This window comes from Klebsiella grimontii, assembly GCF_042137965.1.
Lineage (GTDB): Bacteria > Pseudomonadota > Gammaproteobacteria > Enterobacterales > Enterobacteriaceae > Klebsiella > Klebsiella grimontii.
The window spans coordinates 5443641-5470230 of sequence record NZ_CP169721.1; the positions used below are offsets into that span (position 1 = coordinate 5443641).

Sequence of the window (26590 nt, forward strand, 5' to 3'; positions counted from 1 at the left end):
ATTACACCTGCTCTTTGTCGTGGCGTTTAGTCTCGTCTTTCTTTACATCATCCGGCTTATCAGCAAGGGTTTTCGCCGCAAAATCGGCATCGGGTGCGGATTTTTCCGGTTTATCTTCGTCGCTCATGGCCTTTTTAAAGCCTTTGATCGACGCTCCTAAATCTGAACCGAGCGAGCTCAGCTTTTTTGTCCCAAAAAGCAGAACCACGATGACGACAACAATGAGTAACTGCCAAATACTGATACCACCCATACACATTCCCCTATGACAGATGATGATTATTAGGACGCATTATACACATTATGCGCGGTGATAAAGGCGACCGCCGTCAGTTCGTCTTTCGCCAGCCGATAAGCCAGGTTACGACGCCAGCGGCCATCAGCCAGCCCGGCATCATGCCCCACTCGGGACGGTGGATGAATAACAGCGTACCACTCAGTAATAAAACCGCGCCTATACCAAACAGATAGCGGGACTGACCCTGGCGCACGTGTCGCACCTGGATGTCGCGCACGATGGTATCGACGCTATTCTGCAACTGCTTGCTTTGCTGCAGGCTCTGATACACCAGCTCAGGTATTTCCGGCATTCTTTCGATCCAGAACGGCGCTTTTTCTTTAAACGCCCGCACCAGAGCCGGAATGCCCACCTGTTCTTTTATCCACGACTCAAGGAACGGTTTCGCCGTTTTCCACAAGTCTAACTGAGGATAGAGCTGGCGACCTACACCTTCTACGTAAAGTAATGTCTTCTGCAGCAGAACCAGCTGCGGCTGCACTTCCATATTGAAACGTCGCGCCGTGTTAAACAGGTTCAGCAACACGTGGCCAAACGAGATTTCCGCCAGCGGCTTTTCAAAAATAGGCTCGCAGACGGTACGAATAGCAAACTCGAACTCTTCAACGTTGGTATCCGCGGGAACCCAGCCGGAATCAACGTGCAGCTCCGCAACTTTGCGGTAATCGCGGTTGAAGAAGGCAATGAAGTTTTCCGCCAGATAGCGCTTATCTTCTTTGTTCAGCGAGCCGACGATACCGCAGTCAATGCCAATGTACTGCGGATCTTCCGGGTGGTTACGGCTGACAAAAATATTGCCCGGATGCATGTCGGCATGGAAGAAGCTGTCGCGGAAAACCTGGGTAAAGAAGACCTGTACGCCACGCTCAGCCAGCAGCTTCATGTTAGTCCCCTGCGCTTCCAGCGCGGCGACGTCGGACACCGGGATCCCGTAAATCCGCTCCATCACCATCATGCCTTCGCTGCAGTAGTCCGAGTAAACTTCCGGGACATAGAGCATCGGGCTCTTTTCGAAGTTGCGGCGAAGCTGGATAGCGTTAGCTGATTCACGCAGCAGGTTGAGCTCATCCAGCAGCGTTTTTTCGTATTCGCGAACCACTTCCTGCGGGCGAAGACGGCGGCCGTCCGGCAGCAGACGCGGCACCCAGCGGGCAAGACGGTAGATGAGCTTCATATCCGCTTTGATAACCGGTACGATATCCGGGCGAATCACCTTAATGACAACCTCTTTGCCGTTCTCTTTCAGACGTGCGGTATGCACCTGGGCAATAGAAGCGGAAGCGAGCGGTTCAATCGAGAAGTCATCAAACCAGGCCTCTACCGGCAGGCCGCCCATGGCTTGCTCAATTTGCTTTTTGGCCTGCAGACCGTCAAAAGGCGCGACGCGGTCCTGCAGCATGGCCAGCTGATCGGCAATATGGGGTGGAAAGAGGTCGCGACGGGTCGAGAGCATCTGGCCAAATTTGATCCACACCGGCCCCAGCTCCTGTAATGCGAGGCGCAGTCGCTCGCCGAGAGGGCGGTCTTTATGGCGATTGGGCATCCAGAACAGCATCCGCCGCCAGATTCGCAGCGGCAGCGTGATACGCATTTTGGGAATGAGCTCATCCAGCCCGTAGCTCAAAAAGGTGTGGACGATAAAATACAGGCGCCGTATTTCTCCTGGCGTCATTTGCCCTCCAGCGTTTCCAGCCGTTTTTCCAGCGCGACCAGGGTTCGTTCCACCGCAGCGGTTTCCTCTGCAAACCAGGCCAGCTCCAGCGGACCCGGCGCCAGGCGCCACTCTTCGGTAATCGCTTCCGCAACATAGCGCTGCTGGCGCTGAGCGCCATGCACAAGAAAGCGAGCGCCGCCGCGGAATACTTTACCGAAGCCTTCCGCAACAACATCACCGGTATACGGGGCGAGCAGTTCAGCCGGATCGAACTCCGCCAGATCGCACAGCGTGACGGTATTTTGCACCACCTGCAGATCGCCCTCTACTTCGAGATCGCCGCTACGAATCAGCGCGGTAAGCTGCTGGCGATTGCGTAGCTGCGGAAGCACGCTCAGGCGGGTACGCACGGTGCAGTCGGCCTCGCCTTCCCACGCGCCCAGCACATCCAGCTGGCGTTCGCTAAAAACCAGCACCACGGGATCGGAAAGCTCTTGCAGCTCGACGCGCAGCACTTTCCCCAGCAGACGCTGGCGGGCGGGTTTCAGCGCCCGATCGCGCCAGAGGAAAGCGTTGAGGACCGTCTCAAGACCGGCGGTAACCAGTGGTTTGAAAGGCATAGCGTCCCTCCTGTCAGAACTTATAACCGCGGTGTAGCGCAACGATGCCTGCCGTCAGGTTGTAGTAGTCGACGCTTTCAAACCCTGCGTCCTGCATCATACCTTTCAGCGTCTCCTGATCGGGGTGCATTCGAATAGATTCAGCAAGATAACGATAGCTTTCGGCATCTTTAGCAACCAGCTCACCCACGCGCGGCAGAATATGGAAAGAATAGGCGTCGTAGGCTTTGCTGAGCGGCTCAATAATCGGTTTCGAGAATTCCAGCACCAGCAGACGACCGCCTGGCTTTAATACGCGATACATGGAGCGCAGCGCTTTTTCTTTGTCGGTCACGTTACGCAGACCGAAAGAAATCGTAATGCAATCAAAGGTGTTGTCCGCAAAAGGCAGCGCTTCAGCGTTTGCCTGGACGTATTCCACGTTGCCGACGATGCCGATGTTGCGCAGCTTCTCACGGCCCATTTTCAGCATTGAGTCGTTGATATCCGCCAGCATCACGCGGCCGGTTTCGCCCACCAGACGAGAGAATTTCGCCGTCAGATCGCCGGTGCCACCCGCCAGATCCAATACGGTTTGCCCGCGGCGGACGCCGCTGCAGTCGATGGTGAAACGCTTCCACAAACGATGAATGCCGAACGACATCAGGTCGTTCATTACGTCATATTTTGCGGCCACAGAATGAAATACATGCGCCACCATGTCAGCTTTCTGCTCTTTGGCGACAGTCTGAAAGCCAAAATGCGTCGTTTCTTGTGAATCCTCAACCATCTCAATGCCTGCTTGCTTATCAAGAAAATGTTCGTTGAGTGTAACAGGTTTAGCGCACTTCCCATACGCTTCAACGCGGCTGAGGGCGGTTATCATACGCGGCGGCAGCGGCCGTATCGGAAGAAAAATCGTTATCTTCCTGAACGTTACCGTCATCTGTAAGGAAGTATTCCTCATCCTGTGCGGTTGCCTGTTCGACTAAGTCAGGATTAATCCCACGTTTAACCTCCACGCCCAGCTCGCGAAATGATTCCGCCTGCACCAGCAGGTTGCCTCGCCCGGAAGCGAGCTTTTTCATCGCCTGGCGGTAGTTATCCTGGGCTTTATCCAGGCTCTGGCCGATAGCGGACATATCGTCAACAAACAGGCGCATTTTGTCGTACAGCCGCCCCGCTCTTTCGGCAATTTTCTGCGCGTTACGGCTCTGATGCTCATAGCGCCAGAGATTGGCGATAGTCCGCAGCGCCACCAGCAGCGTGGTCGGGCTCACCAGCATAATGTTGTTTTTCAGCGCTTCGCTAATGAGTTCCGGCTGGCGATCGATCGCCAGCAGGAAGGCCGGCTCCAGCGGGATAAACATCAGAACGTAGTCGAGCGAGCGCAGCCCCGGCAGCTGCTGGTAGTCTTTACGCCCCAGCAGGCGCATATGGTTGCGTACGGAAGCGATATGCTCCTGCAGCGCCGCTTCACGGGTATAATCATCTTCGGCATTGAAATAGCGTTCGTAGGCCACCAGGGTCATCTTGGCATCGATAACCACGTCTTTCCCCTGCGGCAAACGGACAATCACATCAGGCTGCATCCGCGAGCGGTTGTCCGTTTCGATGCTCACCTGGGTCTGATATTCATGGCCCTCCCGCAGCCCGGACGCTTCCAGCACGCGGGTCAACACCACCTCGCCCCAGTTGCCCTGGGTTTTGTTATCGCCCTTAAGCGCGCGAGTCAGGTTTAGCGCCTCCTGGGCCATTTGCGCATTAAGCTGCTGGAGATTACGGATTTCATGGGCCAGGGTGTGGCGCTCCCGCGCTTCCTGGCCAAAGCTATCCTGCACCTGACGGCGAAAACCATCCAGCTGCTCGCGAAGTGGCGTCAGCAGGCCGTGCAGGCTCTGGCGATTCTGCTCATCCACCCGTCGGTTGCTGTGCTCAAAGATGCGATTCGCCAGGTTCTCAAACTGCTCGCTAAGCCGCTGCTCGCTGTTGACCATCTGGCGGATTTTATCTTCGGCATGCAGCTGAGTGGATTCAAGACGGGTTGTCACTTCACGGAGATCGGCTTCCAGCGAGGCGTTGATATCGCGCAGGCTGCGCAGCTCGTTATTGAGCAGTTCGCACTCTTCTCGCCAGTGGGACTCCTGCACCAGCTGCTGGCGGGCCGCGCTCAGTTCAATATCCAGCTCGCGCCGCTCTTCGATAAGATCGGCGCGAATTTGATCGGCGTGCGCTTTCGTCGCCAGCCAGCCAACAATCAGGCCCACGGCCAGCGCCACAACGGCACTCATAATAATCGAAATATCCACAACGCCCCCTGCGGCAACCACTTACGGCACAAAATAGAATTGTGCTGTACAAACGTCCAGTTGGAAAGGGTTTTCCTGCGAGGCGCTACGCAAAAAAGAAGAGCCGGAGAGTCCGGCCCTTTACGGAAAGGAGAAGAACTACAGCAGGCGACGCGCCGCTTCCACGACAATTTTCACCGCGTGGCTTTCGGTTTGCTTCATGGTTTCCGCGTTCGGAATTTCCTGCTGGGTACGGTTGACGATAACTCCGGCAACCATCCCGGCGCGCAGGCCCTGGCTGGCGCACATCGTCAGCAGCGTGGCGGATTCCATTTCATAGTTCATCACGCCCATCGCCTGCCACTCTTCCATCGAGCCTTTAAAGCGGCTCACAACGCGGCCGGAGAAGGTGTCGTAACGTTCCTGACCCGGATAGAAGGTGTCGGAGGAGGCGGTCACGCCGATATGGGTGGTTGCGCCGATAGATTTCGCCGCTTCAACCAGCGCGGTAGTACATTCAAAATCAGCCACCGCCGGGAACTCCATGGGCGCAAAGTGCAGACTTGCACCGTCCAGGCGGACAGAAGCGGTAGTCACCAGAACATCGCCTACGTTGATGTGCGGCTGGATGGCGCCGGTGGTGCCAATACGCAGGAAGGTACGGATGCCGAGCTGGGCCAGTTCTTCCACGGCGATAGAGGTCGATGGGCCGCCGATACCGGTAGAACAAACAATCACTGCTTTACCGTCCAGCTCCGCGCGCCAGGTGGTGAATTCACGGTGAGATGCCAGCTTAACCGGCTTATCCATCAGCGCGGCGATCTTTTCCACACGCTCCGGATCGCCAGGGACGATAGCCAGCGTAGCCCCTTGTAAATCGTTTTTGGTGAGGCCGAGATGAAAAACATCAGACTTGGACATAAAAAACTCCTCTGTGGGTCGAATTATCAGCAGAAGCAAAACGGTACTTTACAGAAGCTGTCGGCTCAATTTTGTGACAACAATCACCACGAATGAAATTCATTGCAATAACTTTCCATAAAAGGGTGATATACATCACATTAACAAGCTAAATCGCGGAAGCCTGAACAAAAGATAGCCTGTTTCGGGCACTGTGTTTGGTTAACGTCCTGTCAAGAGCAGCTATAGTTATTGCTGCGCTAACAAATTAAGGGTACGGAGAATACCATGACGACAATTAAGCAAACCGGCTTTGCACCTGCAGCCACGCCGCACGCCGCCACTGCCGTTCACACATCAGATGAGAACATCGTCTCCGGAGAGACATCAATCCCTTCGCAGGGGGATAACATGCCGGCATTCCACGCCCGCCCGGGGAACGTCGACGGCCCGCTGCCGGTCGTCATCGTGGTTCAGGAAATTTTCGGCGTGCATGAACATATTCGCGATATTTGCCGCCGTCTGGCGAAAGAGGGGTATCTGGCTATCGCTCCAGAGCTGTACTTCCGCCAGGGCGACCCTAATGATTACAGCGACATCCCTTCTCTGTTCCAGGGGCTGGTTAAAAAAGTGCCGGACTCTCAAGTGCTGGCCGACCTCGATCACGTGGCCAGCTGGGCCTCCCGCCACGGCGGCGATGCCCATCGCCTGCTGATTACCGGCTTCTGCTGGGGCGGGCGCATTACCTGGCTGTACGCTGCGCATAACCCGCAGCTAAAAGCCGCCGTCGCCTGGTACGGCAAACTGGTCGGCGAGAAAACGTTGAATTCGCCGAAGCATCCGGTGGATATTGCCGTCGATCTCAACGCGCCGGTTTTAGGGCTGTATGGCGCGAAAGATGACAGCATTCCGCAGGATACGGTGGAAACCATGCGCCAGGCGCTGCGGGCGGCCAACGCCACGGCGGAGATCGTGGTTTACCCGCAGGCCGATCACGCTTTTAACGCCGACTATCGCGCCAGCTATCATGAAGAGTCGGCGAAGGACGGCTGGCAGCGGATGCTGGCGTGGTTTGCCCAGCATGGCGGTCAGCGCGGTTAAAGTTCAGCTATTGCCGATATGGCGCTTCACCATCCCGGCAATAGTACCGTCCGCTATCCATGAAGAAAGGCAGCGGCAAATAAATTCATAGTGCTGCGGCGCATTGCGCGGGACGCATATCGCCTGGCGTATCTGGCTAAAGCTGTCGGGCAGAACGCGTAACGCCGGGTTTTCCTGCGCGGCTTGCTCCAGAGGCTGGCGAATACCGGCCGCCATATCGCCTTCGCCGTGGATGAATGCCTGAATAGCCTCCTGAGAAGTGGCGTACTGGCGCATCGTCGCGTGTTTTAGCGTGCGAATCAGATACAGCTCGTAGGCCGCACCTTTGCCCACGTTTATCACCACACCTTCGCGGTCCATCTCCTGAACCGACCGTATTTCACTCTCTTTTTTAACCATCGCCGAGCTTTCGATGGTGACGTAGGGCGGCGTGAAGCGAAGCTTATCTTCCCGCGCCGGGTCGATAGCCAGAAAAGCGATATCCCATTGATCCTGCAGCGCCGCATCCACTACCTGCCCGGCCGTCGGCCAGGTCACAAACCGCGCTTCGCGCTGGCTCTCTGCCGCCAGCTTGTTCGCCAGCTCAACGGTTATCCCTCCCGGAGAGCCATCCGGCAGAAGTGTCGCGAGAACCGGGTTGCCCAGGTTAATGGCAAAACGCAAATATCCCTTTTGATCGTTATATTCAGTCATCATTTACCTCCGAAGAGCGACATTCGCCCGGTTCAGGAAACGCTTAACTTTAGCCAAAGAGATCCTTCCTGGGCAAACTCAATACATAGGATCGCGGCTTGTTGGTTGGACGTTCTTAATGCTCTTCTGCTTACCCCGACCCGCCACGAGTCGGGTCGCTCTCCATTAGGCCTGGCGCAGGTTCTGCGCGGCCTTGACCATGTTGGTCAGCGCGCTTAGGGTTTCCGGCCAGCCGCGGGTTTTCAGGCCGCAGTCCGGGTTCACCCACAGGCGCTCGGCGGGGATACGCTGCGCGGCTTTCTTCAGCAGCGCTTCGATCCACTCCACGCTCGGCACGTTCGGGGAGTGAATGTCGTACACGCCCGGCCCGATTTCATTCGGATAGTCGAACTCTTCGAACGACTCCAGTAGCTCCATATCGGAGCGCGAGGTTTCGATGGTAATGACGTCAGCATCCAGCGCGGCAATAGAGTCCATGATGTCGTTGAACTCGCAATAACACATATGGGTGTGGATCTGCGTGTCGTCTTGCGCCACCGCCGCGTTGATACGGAAAGCTTCCACGCCCCACGCCAGATACGCATCCCAGTCGCTACGCTTCAGCGGCAGGCCTTCGCGCAGCGCCGGTTCGTCGATCTGGATGATACCGATACCGGCGGCTTCCAGGTCCGCCACTTCGTCGCGCAGCGCCAGAGCAATCTGCTTCGCAATCGTTTCACGGGTGACGTCCTCCCGCGGGAAGGACCAGCAAAGAATGGTCACCGGGCCGGTCAGCATGCCTTTTACCGGTTTGTCGGTCAGCGACTGAGCGTATTTAGCCCACTCAACGGTGATCGCCTCCGGACGGCTGACGTCGCCGATCACCACCGGCGGTTTGACGCAGCGGGAACCATAGCTCTGTACCCAGCCGTTCTGCGTGAAAATAAACCCATCCAGGTGTTCGCCGAAGTATTCCACCATGTCGTTACGCTCGGCTTCACCATGTACCAGCACGTCCAGGCCCAGGCGCTCCTGCTCCATAATCGCCTGCCTGATGTGTTCGGCGATGCCGGTACGGTAGTTGTTCGCATCCAGATTGCCCTTTTTAAAGTCCAGACGCAGGCCGCGGATCTCGGTGGTCTGCGGGAAAGAACCGATGGTGGTGGTCGGCCAGGCCGGCAGCTTAAAGCGGGCGCGCTGCGCTGCGGCGCGGACTTGATAGGCGCTTTGGCGCTGGCTGTCCTGAGCGGTGATGGCCGCCAGACGCTTCTCCACCGCCGCGTTATGCACGCGGGTTGAGTGGCGACGGGCCTGAATCGGCGCGCTCCATTCAGCAATCGCCGCGGTATCGCCGCTGTTCAGCGCATCGCGCAGCAGCGCCAGCTCCTCACATTTTTGCAGGGCGAAGGCAAACCAGCTCTTCACCTCCGCATCGAGCCGCGTTTCCACGCTCAAATCGATCGGGCTGTGTAGCAGGGAGCAGGAAGAGGCGACCCACAGCTCGCGTTTACCGACGATAGCTTTAACCTGCGCGTATTTCTCGCTCAGATCGGCGCGCCAGACGTTGCGGCCGTTGATCAATCCGGCGGAGAGCAGCCAGTCGGCAGGCAGGCGTTTATGCAGTTCGGCGACATCATCCCGGCCGTGCACCAGGTCCACGTGCAGACCCTGTACCGGCAGCGCGGCGATGGTGTCGAGGTTATCGGTAATGCCTTCAAAGTAGGTGGTCAGCAGCAGCTTAACCTCGCCGTTAAGCGCCTCGTAAGCCGGTTTGAAGGCGTCCAGCCACGCCTGCGGCAGCTCCAGCACCAGCGCCGGCTCATCAATCTGCACCCATTCAATACCGCGTTTTGCCAGTTCAGCCAGCACTTGCCGGTAAACCGGCAGAATATCGTTCAGCAGGCTCAGGCGGTCGAACGGCTCGCCTTTAACCTTACCGAGCCACAGGTAAGTGACCGGCCCGAGCAGGACGGGTTTCGCCTTGTGGCCCAGCGCCAGCGCTTCATCCACTTCATCCAGCAGCTGGGTCCAGGTCAGTTTGAACCGCTGGCCCTTGACGAATTCCGGCACCATGTAGTGGTAGTTGGTATTAAACCATTTGGTCATTTCCGCCGCCGCTGCCGGTTCGCCGGTCGGCGCGCGGCCGCGGCCAATGCGGAACAGGGTATCGATATCGACGGAGCCGTCTTTGTTCTGATGACGAGCCGGCACGTTGCCCAGTAGCAGGCTGGTGGTCAGAACATGGTCGTACCAGGCGAAATCGCCCACCGGCAGCAGGTCAACGCCGGCTTGCTTCTGTTGATCCCAGTGGCGAGCGCGCAGTTCGCGGCCAACAGCCAGCAGTTCTTCGCGGCCGGTATTGCCCGCCCAGTAGCTCTCTTGCGCTTTTTTCAGCTCGCGACGCAGGCCAACGCGAGGGAAACCGAGGGTGTGATTAATAATTGTCATTTTTTTGAGCCTCATAATTTCAATCCGAAAGATTTCGGATTTAGGGAAGGCGGCAAGCTTGCTCATCCCCAGGAGCTTACTGAAGTAAGTGACTGGGGTGAGGAAGTGCGGCCAACGCACCATAAATTCGAAAGATAAAGGATTTAGCCATCCAGATGTTTACACATCCATAATTGGCAGTTACTGTATATTCCTCAAGCGCAAATTATTCATGCCGAAGTGAAGGACTTTCATGATCGAAATTAAACACCTGAAAACGCTCCAGGCGTTGCGGAATAGCGGTTCTCTGGCAGGCGCTGCGGCGGCCCTGCACCAGACCCAATCCGCCTTGTCCCACCAGTTCAGCGATCTGGAACAGCGCCTCGGCTTCCGTCTGTTTGTGCGCAAAAGCCAGCCGCTGCGCTTTACGCCGCAGGGAGAGATCTTGCTGCAGCTGGCAAATCAGGTGCTGCCGCAAATCAGCCGCGCCCTGCAGGATTGCAACGAGCCGCAGCAAACCCGGCTGCGCATCGCTATCGAATGCCATAGCTGTATCCAGTGGCTCACCCCGGCGCTGGAGAGCTTCCGCGCCCGCTGGCCGCATGTGGAAGTGGATTTCCAGTCCGGGGTGATCTTCGACCCGCAGCCGGGCCTGCAGCAGGGCGAGCTGGATCTGGTGATGACCTCGGATATCCTGCCGCGCAGCGGCCTGCACTATTCGCCCATGTTTGATTTCGAAGTGCGTCTGGTGATGGCACCAGACCATCCGCTGGCGGCAAAGATGCGCATTGCGCCTGAGGATTTAGCGACCGAAATGCTGCTGATTTACCCGGTACAGCGCGCTCGTCTGGATATCTGGCGTCACTTCCTGCAGCCGGCGGGGATCAGTCCACAGCTGAAGAGCGTCGACAATACGCTGCTGCTAATTCAGATGGTGGCGGCGCGGATGGGGATCGCCGCCCTGCCGCACTGGGTAGTGGAGAGCTTTGAGCGCCAGGGTCTGGTGGTCACCAAAACCCTGGGCGAAGGACTGTGGAGCCGACTGTACGCCGCGGTGCGCGACGGCGAGCAGCGTCAGCCGGTCACCGAAGCGTTTATTCGCTCAGCGCGGAATCATGCTTGCGACCATTTGCCGTTTGTGCGGAGTGCGGAGCGACCCAGCGTCGATGGACCCATAGCGAGGCCAGGATCACCAGAGCGCCAATAATAAAGCTCGGCCAGCGGGGCTGAGTTTGCCAGATGGCAAGGTTCACCAGCAGCCCGGCGGGCACGTGCATATTGTTCATGATGCCGAGCGTACCGGCATCGACCTGGGTGGCGCCGTAGTTCCACATAAAGTAGCCAATCCCCGATGCCGCCACGCCAAGAAACAGCAGAATGCCCCACTGTAGCGAGGTTTCCGGCATTTTCTGCGCATTCCCCAGCATAGACCAGGCGACAACCGCCACCAGAAACGCCCCGACGTAGAACCAGGCGAAGGCGTTATGCTGCGGCATCGGACGCGTTTCCATCAGGCGCTTGTAGCCCACCATGCCAATCGCGAAGCTGATGTTGGAGAGCTGAACGAGGATCAGGCCGGTCCAGAAATGGTTGGTCACCTGGTCATAACGAATAATGCCCGCGCCGATAACCGCCAGCAGCGCGCTGCAGGCGTAGCCCCAGCGCAGAGGGCGGCGGCTCATTAAATCGTAAATCAGCGTGATGTAGAGCGGCGTCAGAACGGTAAACAGCAGGAGCTCGGATACCGTCAGGTACAGATAGGCCTGGAAACTCAGCATGTACATGATGCCGAGCTGCATCGCGCCTACCAGCATATACAGGCCGATAGTGGTCAGGCTCTGCCCGCGGGTGCGCAGGAAGGGCAAAAACACCAGCGCCGCCAGGCCAACGCGCGTCAGCACCGCAAAATAGCTATCGACGTGGCCTGCCAGGTATTCGCCATACAGGCTAAAAGAGAAGGCCCACAGAATGGTGGTGATAATCAGTAGCGCCACAATGAATGTCTCGTAGAGTAAAGAACACCCATTGTAGCGAAGTGACAGGTTGACAACTGCTCATTAATAAAACAATCGTCAATCTTTTTTAGTCAAGATAGAGTTTACGCAGATAGTGGGGAACGGCATCATCGACATTGCTGCCGATCACTTCCAACTCAGGGTGCAGGTCTTTCAGCCGCTGGTGCGCGTTGGCCATAATGCAGCCCTTGCCCGCCATTGACAGCATCTCCGCATCGTTCATACCGTCGCCGAAGGCGATACACTCTTTCAGGCTATAGCCAAGCATTTTCGCCACCGCCTCCAGCGCATGCCCTTTCGACACGCCGCCCGCCATCACTTCAAGGCAGGTGACGGTAGAGAAGCTCACGTTCACGCGATCGCCCCAGCGGGCATTGATCGCCTGCTCCAGCGGCAGCAGATGCTCATGCTTATCGCAGGTGAAAAAGACTTTGCTGATGCCTTCCGGGTCCAGCTCGCCCGGCTCGTAGAGCTTGTAGTTAAACACCGCCTCTTTGAAGAAGCGCATCTCTTCCGGACGGTGGCGGTTCATATACCACTCATCTTCACGATAGACGTTGGTCACAATCGCCGGATCGTTACGCATCATCTCAAACAGGTCGGCGGCGATATCGCGGTCGAGGTTGTGGGCGAAGATCTGCTGCCCTTCGCTATCGTGCACGCGAGCGCCGTTCGAGGTGATCATATAGGATTTAATGCCGAGATTATCGCGAATTTGCCCAACATCGATGTAGTGGCGGCCGGTCGCGAACACGAAGTTGATACCGCGTGCGGTAAGCAGCTTCAGCGTCTCTTTGGCGTAGGGAGTTAAGCAGTGATCGGGAGAAAGCAGCGTGCCATCTAAATCAGACGCAACAACCTGGTACATAAAAATTTTAACCTCTAAGCAGGGCGACGAGCGTTTCGCCGGATTAAGTGTGTCGACCAAAAAAATCGACGATAGCGTTTAGCGCGACCGAGCGCATGGCGTCCTTTTCAAAAAGGATCTCATGGTATGCCCCTTCTATGACAAACGGCTTATTCCCTTCACAGGGATGGCCGCCCGCGGCGCGACGTTCACAGTAGCGATCGTGCATGCGGTTATCGACCACCCGCTCTTCTTCCGCCTGGAGCAATAGCGTGGGCGTGACGTCTTTTTCCGCACCGGCCAGCACCTCTTCGCCGGCGAGGATCCCCTCGCGCACCCAGTGGAACGTCGGCCCGCCGACACGCAGCTGCGGCTCATCGGCGTAAAAACGCAGGTTGCGGCGATAGCGTTGGCGGCTGTGCGTCAGGACGTTGACCGCAAAGGGCAGCGCGCGCCAGCGGCCGGTACCGAGGGCATACTCTTCACGAATGCGCTGATGGCCCTCAGCCCAATCGAGAATATGGCGCACCATCCAGTCAGGCAGGCGCATAACAATGCCGAACATCGGCGCGCAGAGCGCCATCGCATCGCAATGCTGGTGGTAGCGCTGCAAAAATAGCGTCGCAATGGCGCCGCCCATGGAGTGGGCCAGTATAAACCGCTTCCGCCAGCGTCCGGGCGCTACCTGCTGCTGCCAGAACGCGGCGAGATCGTCGACGTAATCGCTGAAATTAACGACGTGCCCGCGGTGGGTGTCAGAAAGCATGCGTCCGGAGCGCCCCTGGCCGCGATGATCGATAATCATCACGTCAAAACCGCTGCGGAAAAGATCGTAAGCCAGTTCGGCGTACTTAACGTAGCTTTCAATGCGACCCGGGCAGATAACCACGACCCGATCATGACTTTTGGCGCAGAAGCGAACAAAGCGCACCGGAACGTTATCCACGCCCGTAAATTCAGCCTCTTCCCGCTGACGCCAGAAATCGGTCAGTGGCCCCATGGTAAAGGCCGCAAACGCGTTTTCTCGTGTTTCCCAGTCCTTTTGCTGCAAAAACATCGGGCTTACACCCCTGATAACCGCTGAAAATCGTTTTTTTATCGTGTATCACACAATGCTTACACAATAGCGTATTGTGGCATAAAAACAGACAATCAGGGAGTTTCTCATGACGTTCGAGTGGTGGTTTGCCTATCTGCTGACATCGATTATTCTCAGCCTGTCACCGGGTTCCGGGGCGATAAACACCATGACCACCTCAATCAACCACGGCTATCGCGGCGCGGCGGCCTCTATTGCCGGTCTACAGACCGGACTGGGCATCCATATTGTGCTGGTGGGCATCGGCCTGGGTACGCTGTTTTCCCGTTCGCTGCTGGCCTTTGAAATCCTTAAATGGGCGGGCGCCGCTTATCTTATCTGGCTCGGCATTCAGCAGTGGCGGGCCGCGGGCTCTCTCGATCTGAATACCCTTGCGCAAGCGCAGACCCGCGGCAAACTCTTTAAGCGCGCGGTTTTCGTGAATCTGACCAACCCGAAAAGCATCGTCTTCCTCGCCGCGCTATTCCCGCAATTTATCGTGCCGCACCAGCCCCAGGTGATGCAGTACCTCGTGCTCGGCGTCACCACCATTGTGGTCGATATTATCGTCATGATTGGCTACGCCACGCTGGCGCAGCGTATTGCCGCGTGGATTAAGGGGCCGAAGCAGATGAAAGCGCTAAACAAGATCTTTGGTTCGCTGTTTATGCTGGTCGGCGCCCTGCTGGCCTCCGCGCGCCACGCCTGATGTATAGATAAACAGCAAATTACTGTATTGATGACTCTGGCAGAAAAGTAGCTTGAGGAAGGTATGCAGAAGGGCATAAAAGAGGGCAAACGCGCCGCGCTTCTTAGCGTCGCGAAGGCCATGCTCGAACGGGATATTGATGCGGCGGCGGTGATGGAAATGACCGGTCTGACGTCCGACGATTTGCAGCAGCTCCGTCATTAATACCCGGCCCACCCATAACCTCTTAGGCGGGCCGCAGAACGCTTAGCGCGAAATAATCAGATGAATACCGAAGCCGGCGAATAGCGTACCGGCAATGCCGTCGATCCATTTCGCCATCCGCTGGTAGCCGCGGCGCATGCCCGGGAGGGCGAACAGGCTGGCAACCACCGTAAACCAGGCCAGCGTCTCCAGCACGATCAGCAGGAAAATCCCCCAGCGCGCGCCGGAACTGACGCTGTCGCCGACAAACAGCGAGAAAACGGAGCCGAAGTAGATAATCGCTTTGGGGTTCGCCAGATTGGTCAGCAGCCCTTTCAGGAAGCTCCGGCCGCTGCGCGCCAGCTCAACCTGAGGCTCTACCGCCGCTGCCGCTTCGCCTTTTTTCAGCGCGCCGCGCAGCATCTGCAAGCCCATCCAGCACAGATACAGGCCGCCACCGACCATAATGATGGTATGCAGCCAGGCCATCTTCGCAATAATCAGGTTCAGGCCGAGCAGGGCTACGCCCGCCCACACCATTACCCCGCAGGTGATCCCCAGCACGCCCATCATCGCCTCTTTGCGAGAGCGGCTAACGGCGGTCTGTGAGACAAAGAAAAAGTCCGGGCCAGGACTCATCAGCGCAATGATATGCACCAGCGCCACGGTGAAGAAAAGCGTCAACATGATTAACTCGCAGGAAAATAGTCAGGACGAAAACTATATTTGCACTTTTTCGTCCGGCTGACTACTCATCATCGCCATCCACGTGCGCCCGGATCAGGGCCATAAACTCTTTACCAAAGCGCTCAAGCTTACGCGTACCGACGCCGTTGACGCTGAGCATCTCTCCTGCCGTCAGCGGCGTTTGCTCAGCCATTTCAATCAGCGTCGCATCGTTAAACACCACATAGGGCGGGATATTCTCTTCATCGGCAATCGCTTTACGCAGTTTGCGCAGCTTGGCGAACAGCTTACGATCGTAATTGCCGCCGAAGGATTTCTGCATCGCTTTCGGCTTCAGCGCCACAATACGCGGTACGGCAAGCTGCAGCGTCACGTCGCCGCGCAGGACCGGACGCGCGGCCTCGGTAAGCTGCAGCGCAGAGTGCTGGGCAATATTCTGCGTGACCAGCCCCAAATGAATAAGCTGACGGATAACGCTGACCCAATGCTCATGGCTCTGTTCGCGCCCGATACCGTAGACCGGCAGCTTATCGTGCCCCATATCGCGAATACGCTGGTTATTGGCGCCGCGCAGCACTTCCACCACGTAGCCCATACCAAAGCGCTGGTTAACGCGATAAATCGTCGACAGCGCCTTACGCGCGTCCATTAAACCGTCGTACTGTTTTGGCGGGTCAAGGCAGATATCACAGTTGCCGCAGGGCTCCTGGCGCCCCTCGCCAAAGTAGTTGAGCAGCACTAAGCGGCGGCAGGTTTGCGCTTCGGCAAAGGCCCCCATCGCGTTGAGCTTATGGCGTTCAATGTCCTGCAGCGGCCCGGCGGGCTTCTCTTCAAGGCAGCGTCTGAGCCACGCCATATCCGCCGGATCGTAAAACAGCATCGCCTCGGCAGGCAGCCCATCGCGCCCGGCGCGCCCGGTCTCCTGGTAATAGGATTCAATATTGCGGGGGATATCGAAATGCACCACAAAGCGGACGTTCGGTTTGTTGATACCCATACCGAAGGCCACCGTCGCCACCACGATTTGCAGATCGTCGCGCTGGAATTTCTCCTGCACGTCGGCGCGGATATGATTTTCCAGCCCGGCGTGGTAGGCCGCCGCGCTGATACCGCGGCTTTGCAGGCGCGCGGCGGTATCTTCAACTTTCGAGCGGCTATTGCAGTAGATGATGCCCGACTTGCCGCGCTGGTCCTGCACGTAGCGCATCAGCTGATCCAGCGGCTTAAACTTCTCCATCAGCATATAGCGGATGTTGGGACGGTCGAAGCTGCTGACCTGGATGAGCGGATCGTTCAGGTCCAGCAGGCGGACAATGTCGCGACGCGTGGTGTCATCGGCGGTGGCGGTCAGCGCCATAAACGGGATGTGCGGTATCCGCTGGCGCAACTGCCCTAACGCGGCGTATTCCGGACGGAAGTCGTGGCCCCACTGGGAAATACAGTGCGCCTCGTCTACCGCCACCATCGACAGATTCCAGTGCGTAAGATGCTCGAGGAAGTTATCCAGCATCAGGCGCTCCGGGGCGATATACAGCAGGCGGATCTGCCCGCTGCGGCAGCCGGCCATCACCTCCTGCTGCTGCTCCCGGCTCTGCGTTGAGTTCAGGCACGCCGCCGCCACGCCGTTAGCCAGCAGCTGATCGACCTGGTCCTTCATCAAGGAAATAAGCGGCGATACCACAACGGTCAGACCGCCCAGCACCAGCGCCGGCACCTGATAACACAGCGACTTGCCGCCGCCGGTCGGCATCACCACCAGGCAGTCGCGCCCGGCCAACGCCGTATCGATAATGGTATCCTGGCCCGGGCGAAACTGCTGGTAGCCGAAGGTCTCTTGTAAAACCTGCTTAGCCAGCGATTCCTGATTCAATACTTCCGCCTGCGCCACGTTGACCCCATATGCCTGAAAAGAAAACAGGCGCTATTTTCAGCGCCTGAGAGCCAGAGTGCAACGATTAAAACAGATCGTTGAGCATCAGCCCGACGCCAACGCGGGTCTGATTAAAGTTATAATCGATGAGCGACTCGCCATAACCGCTATAAACCTGAGTATAGACGCGCACGTGTTTGGTGATCGGATAGCTCACCCCAAGCTCGGCGCCGCCGTAGCCGGTATTCCAGTTATATTGCCCTTGGGCGCTGAGAATAGCGTCGCCCAGCTGATAGCCTACTTTCAGCCGGTAATACCCCATATATTTGGTGATATCCGGGTTATCGTCGGTGCTGCCAATCACGTACCAGGGCTTCACCTCGACCAGCCAGTTGCCATTTTGCGCCATCAGCCTGGTATAGAGGCGGTTCCAGCTGCGGGAAGTGGGATCGGAACGGCCGTTAGAGTCGTGGTTATATCCCATTTCAACGTCGCGCAGCGTCCAGCCGGCGAACGAGTAATCGGTCGCGAAACCGAGGAACAGCTGCGGCTCGTAGTTGGTTTCGCGAAACGGCGCGGACTCTTTGCTGTTGGAGAGCTGCCACCAGGATTTTTGCGTATAAGAAGCGCCCAGCAGCGAATTCTCGCCCAAAATCCCGCGCCATAATGGAAACGCCAGGCTGAGCTGGAACTTCACTTCATCTTTACGCGCGTTCTCGGCCCAGTCGTAGCTACGAATCGCTTCTTTGTTAAGATCGCTGGTCCACGTATAGAGCAAATAGTTGCTCTCATAGGGATAGAGCAGGAACGGATTATCATGGTCCTGTAATAGGTTGGCGATAATGCTCCCGCGAACGGCCGGGGTGTCGTGGACCTGTTTATTCACCGGCGCGTCCTGCGCCAGAACGCCAGCCGGAAGCGCAATAAACGCCAGCAGGCAGGCCAAAGAGATACGCATTGCTGTTCTCCTGGATGGATATTTATTATTTCTGTTTAACCCAGGCAGCATTCTACCTATTTATACGTCTTCTGACCTGTTATCCGTTCTTAAAGTAGAAATCAATATTTTAGAAGCATAAAATCAACATTTCATTAACTTTTGGAAATGCTGTTATGTCTGAACTGACCGCCGCCGCCGCCCTGAAGCTGGTGGGAGAAATTTTCGTCTACCATATGCCGTTTAATCGTGCCTTAGGCCTGGAGCTGGAGCGTTATGAAAAGGAATTTGCCCAGCTGAGTTTCAACAACCAGCCGATGATGGTCGGCAACTGGGCGCAGAGCATCTTACATGGCGGCGTGATCGCCTCAGCGCTGGACGTCGCGGCGGGACTGGTATGCGTCGGCAGTACGCTCACCCGGCACGACACCATCAATGAAGAAGAGCTGCGCCAGCGCCTGTCGCGGATGGGCACCATCGATCTGCGCGTCGACTACCTGCGTCCAGGCCGCGGGGAACGCTTTACCGCCACCAGCAGCCTGCTGCGCGCCGGTAACAAAGTGGCGGTAGCCCGCGTCGAGCTACATAACGAAGAGCAGGTGTATATCGCCAGCGCCACGGCGACGTATATGGTGGGTTGATCGGCCTAAATCGAGTAACATCACTCTCTTTGGCAATGGATTTGTACCGATGGATGCTAAACAAACGCGGGTGGGGGTTCTGCTGGCCCTGGCCGCCTATTTTATCTGGGGTATCGCGCCGGCGTACTTCAAGCTTATCTACTATGTTCCCGCCGATGAAATCCTGACTCACCGCGTGATCTGGTCCTTCTTCTTCATGGTGGCGCTGATTAGCGTCAGCCGCCAGTGGCCACAGGTCAAAAGGCTGCTGAAAACGCCAAAAAAAGTGTTGCTGCTGGCGCTCTCTGCGGTGCTGGTGGGCGGTAACTGGCTGCTGTTTATCTGGGCGGTGAATAATCATCATATGCTGGAAGCCAGCCTGGGCTACTTTATCAATCCGCTGGTGAACATTCTGCTGGGGATGATCTTCCTCGGGGAGCGTTTCCGTCGGATGCAGTGGCTGGCGGTGCTGCTGGCCGCCTGCGGCGTGCTGGTACAGCTCTGGACCTTCGGCTCGCTGCCGATTATCGCCCTGGGCCTGGCGTTCAGCTTCGCTTTTTACGGCCTGCTGCGTAAAAAGATCGCCGTGGATGCGCAAACCGGGATGCTGTTTGAGACGCTCTGGCTGCTGCCGGTCGCCGCGATTTATCTGTTTGGCATCGCCGATAGCCCGACCAGCCACATGGGGCAGAATCCGTGGTCGCTGAACCTACTGCTGATGGCGGCAGGCGTGGTCACCACTATTCCGCTGCTGTGCTTTACCGGAGCGGCGACGCGTCTGCGCCTCTCCACGCTGGGCTTCTTCCAGTATATCGGCCCGACGCTAATGTTCCTGCTGGCGGTGACCTTCTACGGCGAAGTGCCGGGCGCGGATAAAATGGTGACCTTCGCCTTTATCTGGGTGGCGCTGGCGATTTTCGTGATGGATGCGATTTACACGATACGCCGGACACGTAGGGCATAAAGCCAGACCAATACGCAAAAAAAAGGAGCCGAAGCTCCTTTTTTTACAGCCAGTTTTTGCGCTTAAAGTACAGATACGGCGCCAGACCGGCGAGCATCATAAAGACAATCGCCCCGGGGTAGCCAAAGCTCCAGTGCAGCTCGGGCATAAACTCAAAGTTCATCCCATAGCTGGATGCCACCAGCGTCGGCGGCAGGAACACCACGGAGACCACCGAGAAGATTTTGATGATGCGGTTCTGCTCGATGTTGATAAAACCCATCGCCGCCTGCATCAGGAAGTTAACCTTCTGAAACAGCGATTCGTTGTGCGGCAGCAGGGATTCGATATCGCGCAGGATCTCACGCGCCTGCTCCAGCTGGCCTGCCGGCAGACGGGCTTTACGTACGAGAAAGTTCAGCGCGCGCTGGGTATCCATCAGACACAGGCGAACTTTCCAGCCGATATCTTCCTGCTCCGCCAGCGTCGAGAGCGCCTCGTCGTAGTCGTCGCCCTGACGGCCTTCCATGATCACCCGGCTGAGCTTTTCCAGATCGCTATAGATGTTTTCGATTTCATCCGCCAGCTGCTCAATTTTGGTTTCGAACAGGTCCAGCAGCAGCTCGTAGGCGTTGCCGTCCACCATCGACTGGCTGCGGGCGCGCATGCGATACAGGCGGAAAGCGGGCAGCTCCCGCTCGCGCAGGGTGAACAGACGCCCTTCGCGGATAGTGAACGCCACGGTAGAGTTACCGGCGTGATCCTCAGCATCTTCAAAAAAGAAAAATGAGTGGATATGCAGGCCGTCTTCATCCTCAAAGAAACGCGCTGACGCTTCGATGTCTTCCAGCTCCGGGCGCGTCGCCAGGTTCTGGCCCAATTCCGTTTGCACGCGGCTACGTTCATCGTCGTCAGGCTCGACCAGATCGACCCACACCGAACTGGCGAGGTGCTTGATCTCGTCGGCTTCAAGCCGCGTTAAACGATTGTTTTCCAGTTGAAATGCGCTCAGCATGACCGGGACTCCCAATGCAAAAAATTATCGGACAGTTCGGTGGGCACACAGAAACAATTTGGGTTTCAGACCATTAAGCCTGACTCAGAGCGACGGGAATAGAACGAGTCGCCGACAACCGCTAAGGCTATCAGCATAAGAGGATAGCCTTAGGAGTTGTTCCTGATGGGCAGGAAATTGAGCCAGCATCTACTGGGTGTGTCCAAGGCGAATGTCCTCTTAGCGTAATCGTGCGCGCATGTTACGCCAGCGCAAAAACGGCGTCAACACGCAACGGAACGCTAAAGAGCAAATCAAGCTCCTTAACGTATAAAGGTAGCAGAATATTACAAAATTATGATATTTTTCTTACTGTTACACTGTTTCCAACCGGGCGTACGCCGCGACCAGCCATTTGATCCCCTGCCCCTGAAACGCAACCTGCAGGCGGCTGTGTTCACCGCTGCCTTCGAGGTTAACGATCGTCCCTTCGCCAAACTTGGCATGGCGCACGCGCTGGCCCAGCTTGTAGCCGGTGTCGTTTTCCGCCATCGGCGTCCCCATCCGCTGATGGCTGACCGGACGGCTCACCGTCGCGCGCAGCCGCACCTCTTCTACGCACGACTCCGGCAGCTCGCCGATAAAGCGCGATGGCCGGTGATACACCTCTTTGCCATACAGGCGGCGGGTTTCCGCGTAGGTCAACGTGAGCTTCTGCATCGCGCGGGTGACGCCGACGTAGGCCAGGCGGCGCTCTTCTTCCAGGCGGCCGCCCTCATCCAGCGCCATCTGGCTCGGGAACATCCCCTCTTCCACCCCAACGATAAAGACCTGCGGGAACTCCAGCCCTTTCGCCGAGTGCAGGGTCATCAGCTGTACCGCGTCCTGCCAGGTATCCGCCTGCCCTTCTCCCGCCTCCAGCGCCGCGTGCGAGAGAAACGCCTGCAGCGGCATGAGATCTTCATCTTCTTCGTTGTAGCTGAACTGGCGCGTTGCCGTCACCAGCTCCTCTAAGTTTTCAATACGCGTCTGGCCTTTCTCGCCTTTCTCCTGCTCGTACATCATGCGCAGACCGGAGTCTTTAATTACCCGGTCGGTCTGCACGTGCAGCGGCATATCGGCGGTCTCCTGCGCCAGCGCGTCAATAAGCTCCATAAAACGCTGCAGGGCGCTGGCGGCTCGCCCGGCCAGGACTTTGTCTTTTAACAGCTCGCGGCAGGCCTGCCATAGCGTTAGCTGGCGATCGCGCGAGGTCTGGCGCACCACGTCCAGGGTGCGATCGCCGATACCGCGCGTCGGGGTATTCACCACGCGCTCAAACGCCGCGTCGTCATTACGATTGGCGATCAGGCGCAGATAGGAGAGCGCATCTTTGATCTCCTGGCGTTCGAAGAAGCGCATGCCGCCATAAATACGATACGGCATGCTGGCCTGCAGCAGCGCCTCTTCCAGCACGCGCGACTGGGCGTTGCTGCGATACAGAATCGCGCACTGCTCCAGCGCCCCGCCGTTTTCCTGCCAGGTTTTGATGCGGTTGACGACAAAGCGCGCCTCATCAAGATCGTTAAACGCGCAGTAGAGCGAAATCGGCTCGCCGTCGGCGCCGTCGGTCCACAATTTTTTTCCCAGCCGTCCGCTGTTGTTCTCAATCAGGGCGTTCGCCGCGCTGAGGATATTGCTGGTCGAGCGATAGTTTTGCTCGAGGCGGATAGTTTCCGCGCCGGGGAAATCGTTGAGGAAGCGCTGGATGTTCTCCACCTGCGCGCCGCGCCAGCCGTAAATGGACTGATCGTCATCGCCGACGATCATCACCTTGCCGGTATCGCCCGCCAGCAGGCGGATCCACGCGTACTGAATGTTGTTGGTATCCTGGAATTCGTCGACCAGGATATTGGTAAAGCGCTCGCGGTAGTGCTGCAGAATATGCGGCTTATTCAGCCACAGTTCGTGCGCGCGCAGCAGCAGCTCGGCGAAATCCACCAGCCCCGCCCGATCGCAGGCTTCCTGATAGGCCTGATACACCTTCTGCCAGGTCTGCTCAACCGGGTTGCCGTAGCTCTGAATATGGTGCGGTCTCAGGCCTTCGTCTTTCTGGCCGTTGATGTACCACATCGCCTGACGCGGCGGCCACTGCTTCTCATCGAGGTTCATCGCCTTAATCAGGCGCTTAAGCAGGCGCAGCTGGTCTTCGCTATCGAGGATCTGGAAGTCCTGCGGCAGGTTGGCATCAAGGTGATGGGCGCGCAGCAGCCGGTGCGCCAGGCCGTGGAAAGTGCCGACCCACATACCGCCCTGGGTGGTGCCCATCAGTTGACCAATACGATGGCGCATCTCCGCCGCCGCTTTGTTGGTAAAGGTCACCGCCATAATGGAGTAAGGGGAACAGTTCTCAACGCTCAGCAGCCAGGCGATGCGGTGTACCAGCACGCGCGTCTTACCGCTGCCCGCTCCTGCCAGAACCAGCATATTCGTACGTGATGCCGCAACGGCTTCACGCTGTTTGTCATTAAGGCTGTCGAGCAGGTAAGAAACGTCCATTGGCACCGCCGGAAATGAGACGCCCGGCAACGTGCAGTTCACCGGGCTACTGTTAATTTATACAGAACTACTGACGATTATATCAGCGAGGTCAGAGATGCCAACCGTGAAATTTCGATGTGCGGCAGCAGACGGCTGTCAGCGGTGCGCATCAGGTCTGCGCCCTGCGGTTTGATCCAACAGGCCTGCATGCCGCAGCGAATGGAGCCCGCCACGTCAGTCGTCAGATCGTCACCGACGTGCAGAATCTGCGCCAGCGGCAGCTCCAGCCGCTCTGCCGCCAGATGATACATATCGGCAAAAGGTTTAGAGCGCCCGTCCGGACCGGCGCGCAGCACGAAGCGGAAGTAGTCGCTCAGGCCAAAAAGTTCCGGCCGGGCATTACCGTTGGTAATGGCCACCAGCGGCCATTTTTCCGCCAGCTTCGCCAGCGTATCGTGCGTCTCTTGCGGGACGTCGATCAGGCTGCGCCAGTGGGCGAAGTTGGCCATCGCTTCATCCGCCCCCGTTTTCGCCAGCGCCGCAGAAAGCCCGGCGTTGAGCATCCCCAGCTCCAGCGCGCGGCGGCGCCACTCGGTGACATCGTGGTAAATTTCCGGCTCTGAGGCCAGCAGCGTCTGGCGCAGCCGGTTGAGTTCGCTGGCGTCAAATTGACTCAGCGACGGATGGTAGCTGCGCACAAAGCTCAGCGACTCATGCAGCGTCCGGTCAATCACCGGGCGGTTGTCATAAAGGGTATCGTCCAGGTCAAATGTCAGTGCTGAAATCTGGCCCAGAGGTCGGTAAAAACGCATTATTTCCCCCGTTTGGCGCGCGGATGCGCCGCATCGTACACCGACGCAAGGTGTTGAAAATCAAGATGGGTATAGATTTGAGTGGTGGAAAGGTTCGCATGCCCCAGCAGCTCCTGCACTCCGCGCAGATCGCCGCTCGACTCCAGCATATGAGTCGCGAAGGAGTGGCGCAGCTTATGCGGATGTACGTGACTGTTGAGGCCCTGCTTAACGCCCCATTCGGCAAAGCGCTTTTGCACATTGCGCGCTGAAATTCGCTTGCCCAGTTTCGATAAGAACAGGGCGTCTTCATCGGCGCCGAACAGGCCGCGCAGGTCGAGCCAGTGCTCAATCCACGCCACCGCGTTGCGGCCAATCGGCAGGCGGCGCTCTTTGCTGCCTTTGCCCATCACCCACACCTCGCCGGATTCCAGATCGAGGTGCTTAATGTCGAGATTCACCAGCTCCGAGAGACGCAGCCCCGCGCCGTACATCACTTCCAGCATCGCCCTGTCGCGTACCGCCAGCGGATCGTTAAGATCGATATCCAGCAGCCGGTTAACGTCGTCGACATCGATATTTTTCGGTAAATGGCGCGGTGTTTTCGGCGCCGAAATCCCCTTTGCCGGATTAGCCGCCAGTTCACCCTGGCTCACCAGCCAGTCAAAGAAGCTGCGTAATGCGGAGAGGCGTAACGCCAGGCTCGCCGGCCCCAGCCCCTGACGACGGCTGCGTACCGCCAGGCTACGGACCTGGGCAGCATCGCACTGCTGCCAGCTTTTCAGCCCGGCGTTTTCCGCCAGCGCGATAAGCGTCTCGAGCTGACGGCGGTAGTTCAGCAGCGTTATTGGGCTAAGCTGACGCTCGACGCCGAGATAGCGTAAAAAGCGCTCTACGGAAGGCAACAGCGGTGAGGCGTTCATGCGCGCTCGATCCAGCGCTCCAGCAACCCCGGGAGCATCGACGCAATTTCCTGCAACAGCTGCGTTCCCTGACCTTGCTGATAGTGCTGGGGATCGCGACTGCTGAACAGCATCACGCCGGGCGCTTCATCACCCCCCAGCAGCGACATCGCCACCGAGCCAACGGCTTTTGCTTCCGGCAGCGCCACCAGCAGTTCCGGACCGTTCAATGGGCCAAGATAGTGGCGCTGCTGGCCAAGCCGCTGGATGCGAATGGGCTCAAACGCCTGACGGCTTATCGCCAGATGGGTGAATTTAGAGGGCGCGCCGAGCCGCCAGCTGTCGGGAAACAGGCGCACCGTCGCGCCCGCCAGCCCCAGCTCGCGCGCCCAGCGATGAAAGCGGTTCAGCATTTCATCAAGGCTATCGGCCGCCGCCAGCCGCGTCTGGAGATCAAACAGGCGCTGAAACAGGCTTTCGTTTGCCGTCGCCTGCGCCATCAGCAGCGACATATTCTCTTCCAGCACGTTGATATGATTCCGCGCCCGCGCCATATGCCATTCCACCAGCGAGACCGAACCACGTACCGGATGCGGAACCGACATGTGCTCCACCAGCGCCGCATTACGAATAAAGAATTCAGGATGTTGCAACAGATAGTCCACCACTGCGCGATCGTTCAGCACGCTGGTGATTTCCTGCTGTTCTTCCCCGACTTGTTTCATAAATGAATAAATCCGTCATAGACATGTGCCGCCGGGCCAGTCATATACAACGGTTGGCCCGGACCTTTCCAGGCGATATCAAGACGCCCGCCGGGTAATTCCACGCGGACCTCCTCGCCCAGTAAACCCTGCTGGATACCTACTGCCGCCGCCGCACAGGCGCCGCTGCCGCAGGCCTGCGTTTCACCCGCGCCGCGTTCATACACGCGCAGACGAATATGGGAGCGGCTGACCACCTGCATAAAGCCGATGTTCGCCCGCTCCGGGAAGCGCTCGTGGTTTTCCATCACCGGACCGAGCGTTTCCACCGTCGCGGTTTCCACATCATCGACCTGAATAACGCAGTGCGGATTACCCATCGACACCACGCCGCACAATACTGTCTGTTCAGCGGCGCGCATGATATAGGTCTTTTCCGCTTTGTTCGCGCGAAACGGCACCTGCGACGGTTCGAAGTTCGGCTCGCCCATATTCACGCGCACCAAATCGTCTTCCGTCACGCTTAATACCATACGGCCATTTGACGTACTCACGCGGATATCACGTTTATTGGTCAGGCCTTTCAGGCGCACAAAGCGGGCGAAACAGCGCGCGCCGTTGCCGCATTGCGCCACTTCGCTACCGTCTGCATTGAAGATGCGATAGTGGAAATCGAGCTCTGGATCGTAGGGCGGCTCAACCACCAGCAGCTGATCGAAGCCCACGCCAAGATGCCGATCCGCCAGGCGGCGAATCAGTTCCGGGGAGAAAAAAACATTCTGAGTTACCGCGTCAACGACCATAAAGTCATTGCCAAGGCCATGCATCTTAGAGAACTGCATCATCTACTC

26 protein-coding genes and 1 pseudogene are annotated in these 26590 nt (G+C 57.6%); 6 read left to right on the forward strand and 21 right to left on the reverse strand.

The features are described from left to right. Window position 1: 1 nt before the first annotated feature. From tatA to udp, 6 genes are all read right to left on the reverse strand, one after another. Entirely contained in the window at window positions 2–253 is a 252-nt protein-coding gene (gene tatA, locus ACE3MN_RS25500; protein ID WP_004127537.1) for a Sec-independent protein translocase subunit TatA, read from the reverse strand. 76 nt (window positions 254–329) lie between these two features. Then, window positions 330–1970, reverse strand: a complete 1641-nt coding sequence (gene ubiB, locus ACE3MN_RS25505) for a ubiquinone biosynthesis regulatory protein kinase UbiB (protein ID WP_049088909.1) — start codon at window positions 1968–1970, stop codon at window positions 330–332. After that, a complete protein-coding gene (locus ACE3MN_RS25510; RefSeq protein WP_102650369.1) occupies window positions 1967–2572 on the reverse strand; it encodes an SCP2 domain-containing protein in 606 nt (201 codons plus the stop codon). The genes ubiB and ACE3MN_RS25510 overlap by 4 nt, the downstream gene beginning before the upstream one ends. Window positions 2573–2585: 13 nt before the next feature. Continuing rightward, window positions 2586–3341: a bifunctional demethylmenaquinone methyltransferase/2-methoxy-6-polyprenyl-1,4-benzoquinol methylase UbiE gene (gene ubiE, locus ACE3MN_RS25515; protein WP_004127530.1), complete on the reverse strand. Its 756-nt coding sequence runs from the start codon at window positions 3339–3341 to the stop codon at window positions 2586–2588. A gap of 70 nt (window positions 3342–3411) precedes the next feature. After that, the gene (gene rmuC / locus ACE3MN_RS25520) at window positions 3412–4860 is read right to left on the reverse strand and encodes a DNA recombination protein RmuC (RefSeq protein WP_102650368.1); all 1449 of its coding nucleotides are present in this window, start codon (window positions 4858–4860) and stop codon (window positions 3412–3414) included. Window positions 4861–4998: 138 nt separating this feature from the next. Further along, window positions 4999–5760, reverse strand: coding sequence for a uridine phosphorylase (gene udp, locus ACE3MN_RS25525; RefSeq protein WP_004097583.1), 762 nt, complete (start codon window positions 5758–5760; stop codon window positions 4999–5001). Window positions 5761–6027: 267 nt separating this feature from the next. Here udp and ACE3MN_RS25530 point away from each other — a divergent pair, with 267 nt between their 5' ends. Further along, a complete protein-coding gene (locus tag ACE3MN_RS25530) occupies window positions 6028–6840 on the forward strand; it encodes a dienelactone hydrolase family protein (protein ID WP_024360615.1) in 813 nt (270 codons plus the stop codon). A 3-nt stretch (window positions 6841–6843) separates the two neighbouring features. Here ACE3MN_RS25530 and ACE3MN_RS25535 read toward each other — a convergent pair whose 3' ends face one another. Both ACE3MN_RS25535 and metE read right to left on the reverse strand, forming a co-directional pair. After that, on the reverse strand, window positions 6844–7533 hold the full coding sequence (locus tag ACE3MN_RS25535; RefSeq protein WP_024360616.1) for a transporter substrate-binding domain-containing protein: 690 nt from the start codon (window positions 7531–7533) through the stop codon (window positions 6844–6846). Between the two features lie 165 nt (window positions 7534–7698). After that, window positions 7699–9960 carry a 5-methyltetrahydropteroyltriglutamate--homocysteine S-methyltransferase gene (metE, locus tag ACE3MN_RS25540; RefSeq protein WP_102650367.1) on the reverse strand — a complete coding sequence of 754 codons (2262 nt, stop codon included), beginning with the start codon at window positions 9958–9960 and terminating at the stop codon, window positions 7699–7701. Between the two features lie 232 nt (window positions 9961–10192). On the opposite strand from metE, the gene metR reads away from it, so the two are divergent. After that, window positions 10193–11146 carry an HTH-type transcriptional regulator MetR gene (metR, locus tag ACE3MN_RS25545; protein WP_024360618.1) on the forward strand — a complete coding sequence of 318 codons (954 nt, stop codon included), beginning with the start codon at window positions 10193–10195 and terminating at the stop codon, window positions 11144–11146. Here metR and ACE3MN_RS25550 read toward each other — a convergent pair. The 3 genes from ACE3MN_RS25550 to pldB all read right to left on the reverse strand — a co-directional run bounded on the left by ACE3MN_RS25550 (window position 11034) and on the right by pldB (window position 13858). Then, window positions 11034–11933, reverse strand: a complete 900-nt coding sequence (locus tag ACE3MN_RS25550) for a carboxylate/amino acid/amine transporter (protein ID WP_375364217.1) — start codon at window positions 11931–11933, stop codon at window positions 11034–11036. The two genes, metR and ACE3MN_RS25550, sit on opposite strands and share 113 nt — an antisense overlap. Window positions 11934–12021: 88 nt before the next feature. Then, a complete protein-coding gene (yigL, locus tag ACE3MN_RS25555; protein WP_004133236.1) occupies window positions 12022–12822 on the reverse strand; it encodes a sugar/pyridoxal phosphate phosphatase YigL in 801 nt (266 codons plus the stop codon). Window positions 12823–12865: 43 nt separating this feature from the next. After that, a complete protein-coding gene (pldB, locus tag ACE3MN_RS25560) occupies window positions 12866–13858 on the reverse strand; it encodes a lysophospholipase L2 (protein ID WP_024360620.1) in 993 nt (330 codons plus the stop codon). 109 nt (window positions 13859–13967) lie between these two features. Here pldB and rhtB point away from each other — a divergent pair, with 109 nt between their 5' ends. Together rhtB and ACE3MN_RS25570 are read left to right on the forward strand one after the other, a co-directional pair. Further along, entirely contained in the window at window positions 13968–14588 is a 621-nt protein-coding gene (rhtB, locus tag ACE3MN_RS25565; protein ID WP_024360621.1) for a homoserine/homoserine lactone efflux protein, read from the forward strand. A gap of 51 nt (window positions 14589–14639) precedes the next feature. Further along, window positions 14640–14792: pseudogene (locus tag ACE3MN_RS25570) on the forward strand (ISNCY family transposase); the annotation flags it as partial. Window positions 14793–14834: 42 nt separating this feature from the next. Here ACE3MN_RS25570 and rhtC read toward each other — a convergent pair. The 3 genes from rhtC to pldA form a co-directional block, all read right to left on the reverse strand. Beyond that, window positions 14835–15458 carry a threonine export protein RhtC gene (rhtC, locus tag ACE3MN_RS25575; RefSeq protein ID WP_004133243.1) on the reverse strand — a complete coding sequence of 208 codons (624 nt, stop codon included), beginning with the start codon at window positions 15456–15458 and terminating at the stop codon, window positions 14835–14837. A gap of 61 nt (window positions 15459–15519) precedes the next feature. Then, window positions 15520–17346 carry an ATP-dependent DNA helicase RecQ gene (gene recQ / locus ACE3MN_RS25580; protein WP_004133244.1) on the reverse strand — a complete coding sequence of 609 codons (1827 nt, stop codon included), beginning with the start codon at window positions 17344–17346 and terminating at the stop codon, window positions 15520–15522. 67 nt (window positions 17347–17413) lie between these two features. Continuing rightward, complete coding sequence (gene pldA / locus ACE3MN_RS25585) at window positions 17414–18286, reverse strand: phospholipase A (RefSeq protein WP_004133247.1); 873 nt, start codon at window positions 18284–18286, stop codon at window positions 17414–17416. A gap of 155 nt (window positions 18287–18441) precedes the next feature. Between pldA and yigI the strand changes: the two genes are divergently transcribed. Together yigI and rarD are read left to right on the forward strand one after the other, a co-directional pair. Beyond that, a complete protein-coding gene (gene yigI, locus ACE3MN_RS25590; protein WP_004097567.1) occupies window positions 18442–18906 on the forward strand; it encodes an acyl-CoA thioesterase YigI in 465 nt (154 codons plus the stop codon). A 49-nt stretch (window positions 18907–18955) separates the two neighbouring features. Continuing rightward, window positions 18956–19849, forward strand: a complete 894-nt coding sequence (gene rarD, locus ACE3MN_RS25595; protein ID WP_004133249.1) for an EamA family transporter RarD — start codon at window positions 18956–18958, stop codon at window positions 19847–19849. Between the two features lie 43 nt (window positions 19850–19892). Here rarD and corA read toward each other — a convergent pair whose 3' ends face one another. The 7 genes from corA to dapF form a co-directional block, all read right to left on the reverse strand. After that, window positions 19893–20843 carry a magnesium/cobalt transporter CorA gene (gene corA, locus ACE3MN_RS25600; RefSeq protein ID WP_004097564.1) on the reverse strand — a complete coding sequence of 317 codons (951 nt, stop codon included), beginning with the start codon at window positions 20841–20843 and terminating at the stop codon, window positions 19893–19895. 149 nt (window positions 20844–20992) lie between these two features. After that, window positions 20993–21049, reverse strand: coding sequence for a YsgD/CorL family protein (gene ysgD, locus ACE3MN_RS25605; RefSeq protein WP_349817343.1), 57 nt, complete (start codon window positions 21047–21049; stop codon window positions 20993–20995). Between the two features lie 148 nt (window positions 21050–21197). Next, window positions 21198–23360, reverse strand: a complete 2163-nt coding sequence (gene uvrD / locus ACE3MN_RS25610; protein ID WP_004127467.1) for a DNA helicase II — start codon at window positions 23358–23360, stop codon at window positions 21198–21200. Between the two features lie 77 nt (window positions 23361–23437). Beyond that, on the reverse strand, window positions 23438–24154 hold the full coding sequence (yigB, locus tag ACE3MN_RS25615) for a 5-amino-6-(5-phospho-D-ribitylamino)uracil phosphatase YigB (RefSeq protein ID WP_004133252.1): 717 nt from the start codon (window positions 24152–24154) through the stop codon (window positions 23438–23440). Then, entirely contained in the window at window positions 24154–25056 is a 903-nt protein-coding gene (gene xerC, locus ACE3MN_RS25620) for a tyrosine recombinase XerC (RefSeq protein WP_004133253.1), read from the reverse strand. Before xerC ends, yigB begins: the two co-directional genes overlap by 1 nt. Then, window positions 25053–25760: a DUF484 domain-containing protein gene (locus ACE3MN_RS25625; protein WP_004133256.1), complete on the reverse strand. Its 708-nt coding sequence runs from the start codon at window positions 25758–25760 to the stop codon at window positions 25053–25055. Before ACE3MN_RS25625 ends, xerC begins: the two co-directional genes overlap by 4 nt. Beyond that, window positions 25757–26581, reverse strand: a complete 825-nt coding sequence (gene dapF, locus ACE3MN_RS25630) for a diaminopimelate epimerase (protein ID WP_004127458.1) — start codon at window positions 26579–26581, stop codon at window positions 25757–25759. Before dapF ends, ACE3MN_RS25625 begins: the two co-directional genes overlap by 4 nt. Between the last annotated feature and the right edge of the window lie 9 nt (window positions 26582–26590).